We start from the raw sequence: 3,744 nt of genomic DNA, 5'->3' as shown, positions 1-3,744 counted from the left end.
CCGCCTCGCCCAAATTTCGCTCCAGCGCGTCTTTAACGAAAAAGCTATTTCCCAGGCTCTTGCTCATTTTTTCGTTATTTACTTGGATAAAGCCGTTGTGAAGCCAGTATTTAGCCAGGCTTTTATGCTCGGCACAGCGGCACTGCGCAGCCTCGTTTTCGTGATGAGGAAAGAGCAAATCAAGCCCGCCCGCGTGGATATCGATCTCAAATTTCTCGCCGCTGCTTAGGTGCTTTTTTATCATCGCGACGCACTCGGTGTGCCAGCCGGGGCGACCGCGGCCAAACGGGCTTTCGTACCATTTCTCGTCAAATTTCCACAGCACGAAGTCTTTTTCGTCCTTTTTTTCGTCGCTACTAGCCACGCGAGCGACGTTTGCCTCGGTGTCAAATTTACCGCTCAGGCTCAGATACTCCGCGTCTTTTGCGGTGTCAAAGTATATGCCGTCGCCCGCGATCTCGTAAGCAAAGCCGTTTTTTAGCAAAATTTCGATGTAGCCTATCATCTCTTTTAGCGTCTGCGTCGCTTTTGGTTTGACATCTGGCTCAAGCACGTTAAGCGCGCTCATATCGCGCTCGTAGCTTGCGATGTATCTATCCGTGATTGCCTCCAGACTCTCGCCGCTCTCACTCATTTTCTTTAAAATTTTATCGTCGATATCGGTGTAGTTTCGCACGAATTTGACCTTGTATCCAAGCTCGCTTAACGTGCGTCTAAGCAAATCAAAGCTAATCGCGCTTTTGGCGTGTCCTAAATGCGCGTCGTCATAAACCGTCGGCCCGCAGACGTAAATGCGCACAAAGTCGCTTTTTACGGGCTCAAATTCTACTTTTTTTCTCTTTACGCTATCAAAAATTTGCATCTAAAAATTTCCTTAAAAATATCAAAATCACTGCTTCTAAAACCAAAACCGCGCTTAAAAGCGTTGTTTTTTTAGGCTCAATTATAGCTAAAAATTTCCTTATCCCAAAAAATTTGACGTTTAAAACTAGCGTCAAAAACCCGCCCAGCGAGCTAGCAAGCGCTAGTCCGAACGCACCATAAATTTGCATCAGCGCGACTGCTAAAACGAGGTTAAAAACGAGCGTTATAACGGCGATTTTAGAGGCTAGCTTTTGCTGCAAATGCGCATAAAGCCAAAGCGAAAAAAGCTTGGCGAGTCCAAAGGGCAAAAGTCCGATCATATATGCCGCCAAGACGCTTGCGGTCGCCGCCGTATCGGCCTGCGTGAAGCTTCCGCGCTCAAAAAGCAGCTTGATGATAGGCTCGGCTAAAATGATACCGCCGATAGCCGCCGCAAAAAGCAGAAAATATAAAATTTCAAAGCTTTTTCGCATCCATTTTAGAGCTTCGGCTTCGTTACCGGCCTTGATCTGGCGCGTGATTTTAGGAAAAAGCGCAGTCGAAAGCGCGATCGCAAATATCGCTAAAGGCAGCTGAAAAATGCGGTTGGCGTAGAAAAGATAGCTGATCGAGCCTGCCGCCAAAAACGACGCCAGCCACGTATCCATAAACGAGCTTAGCTGCATCGCGGATGATCCGACTAGACCGTGGAAAAAGTTGCTAAAAAAGCCCTTCGTATCGGCTCTTTTGCCGCGGGCAAATTTAACTAAGCCGCCAAAAAATAGCTTTGAGATTCCGTTAAATTTAAGCGCGATAAGGTGTGCAATGAGTTGCAAAACGCCGCCCACTACGACGCCAAAGCTAAGATAATAAGCTACGATTTTAGGCTCCTGTCCGCGAGCTAAGATTAGAGAACCGATCATGGCTAAATTTAGCAAAGCGGTCGAAAATGCCGTCGTCGCAAAGTGCCCGCGATACTGCAAAAGCGAGGCTAAAAAAGTAACGGCAAAGATTAGCGCTAAGTAGTAAAAGTTGATCTTTACGAGCGGGACGGCTTCGTTTATGTCGCTAGGCCCTAAGCCCGTGGCGATAACGGCGGTAAAAAATGGAGCAAATAAATTTACCAAAAGCGTGAGAATGCCGATAAAGGCTAGAAATTTAAGAAAAATCTCGGCGCTAAAGAGCGATTTTTTGTTTGATTTCGTAAAATTTGGCAAAAAGGCGTTAGCAAAGGCCCCCTCGCCAAAGATACGGCGCAATAAATTGGGTATCTTAAACGCGATGAAAAATATATCGCTGTAAATGCCCGCACCTAAAGTAGAAGCCGTGAGCAGGTCGCGCACGAGCCCTAAAACTCGCGAAACCATGATGCCGATGCTATTTGAAAAAAAGCCTTTGATAAACACGAAAATCCTAGTAAATTTTTAGCGCAATGATAGGCAAATTTAGTTTTAAAAGACGTAAAATCAAGAGTTTTTAATGAAATTTTAGAGATAATCGACTAAAAATCAAAAAATTGCGAGAGTATCACGTGCCAGAAAACCAAAACGCGCAACAAAACTTCCTAGCCGAGATAGAGTCTGAGACCGCCAATCCGTACGGCGAGATATTAAATTTAGCAAAACACTTCGGCGTCGATAGCAAATTTATAGATTTTGATATCATAGAGATCAAAACAGAGTGTAAGGTGGCGGGCGAGAGCCAGCCTCGCCAAATCCCTGCGGAAAAACTAAATATCTTTGACGATGATAATTTTTTCGTAGAAAAAGTAGAAAGTATAAAACAAAACTATCTGGTTAAATTTTACGATACTAGGCAGGTAAAACCAACGCCTTTGCCTAATGTCGCCATAAATGCAAATAAAAATTTAACCAAAATTTTAGCCACGGTTTCGCAAAACGCCGACACGGTTTATTTTAAAGAATTTGACAAAAAGCTGATAAATTTTATCTACAAAAAGCTGATAAAAGTAGGCATTCTAGTGGGCATCAGAAACAAAACGATGCTAGAAGAGGTCGCTAAAATTTATTCGGTTTTAAGAGTAAAAGAATTTATCGACAAAGACTACACCTTTATCGTGACCGCAGGCGTAAACGTAAATCCGTCGGCAGACGACGCGCTGGTGTTTTACTATAAAAATAAAAATAAATCCACAGATGAAAACGACAAGGTCGACTACGCAAACAGAGGCTATTTGCTAGGCGTAACCGAAAATGAATTGATATTTGAATACGTAAAACTAAGAGAGGGCGCAAACGGCCGCGACGTGAGGGGAAATCTACTGCCGACGCAAAAGCCTAAAATAACAATAACGAAAATGCCCGAACATACCGAAAATATATACTCGAAAGAAGGCGAAGAGGGGATAGAATTTTACTCCAAAAAGGCTGGCTACGTCCAAGAGGAAAAAGGTGTTTTTGATATCAAAGACGAGCTTGACGTAAATGAAATTTCGTTTAAAACCACAGGCTCGGTCGATACTGGACTAGATACCAACGTAACGCTAAACGTAAAGGAAAAAGACCTAACAAAAGACGCCATAGGCACTGGTATGACGGTCGAGGCAAACGAAGTAAACGTCGATGGAAACGTCGCCGCAAACGCCGTAGTAAAGGCAAATAAAGTAGTAATCGGCGGACAAACCCATGCCAAAGCCCTCATCGAAGCAAAAGATGCGAAAATCGCCGTACATATCGGTAGCTTTGACGGCGAATACGTCGAAATAGATAGGCTAGAAGGCGGCAAAGTAAAAGCTAAAAAAGTCGTGATAAAATCAGTGATCGGCGGAGAGATAATTGCCGAAAGCGTCATCATAGACACGCTCGTATCAAACTCAAACATCATAATCGCTGACACGCTAGAGATAAAAAAACTAAAGGGCGTAAATAATAAAATTTTAGT

3 protein-coding genes are annotated in these 3,744 nt (G+C 43.7%); 1 reads left to right on the top strand and 2 read right to left on the bottom strand.

What is annotated here, in order from left to right:
• Together cysS and murJ are read right to left on the bottom strand one after the other, a co-directional pair.
• Window positions 1-862 (bottom strand): cysteine--tRNA ligase (cysS, locus tag Q0314_RS05255; RefSeq protein ID WP_298057290.1); only part of this gene is annotated, 862 nt, incomplete at its 3' end.
• The gene (gene murJ, locus Q0314_RS05250) at window positions 849-2,249 is read right to left on the bottom strand and encodes a murein biosynthesis integral membrane protein MurJ (protein WP_298057288.1); all 1,401 of its coding nucleotides are present in this window, start codon (window positions 2,247-2,249) and stop codon (window positions 849-851) included. The genes cysS and murJ, both read right to left, overlap by 14 nt.
• Window positions 2,250-2,359: 110 nt before the next feature.
• Between murJ and Q0314_RS05245 the strand changes: the two genes are divergently transcribed.
• The coding region (locus tag Q0314_RS05245; protein ID WP_298057287.1) for a flagellar assembly protein A at window positions 2,360-3,744 on the top strand (1,385 nt) is incomplete at its 3' end.

The organism is uncultured Campylobacter sp., assembly GCF_938040115.1.
Lineage (GTDB): Bacteria > Campylobacterota > Campylobacteria > Campylobacterales > Campylobacteraceae > Campylobacter_A.
This window is presented reverse-complemented; position numbering and strand designations above follow the sequence as displayed.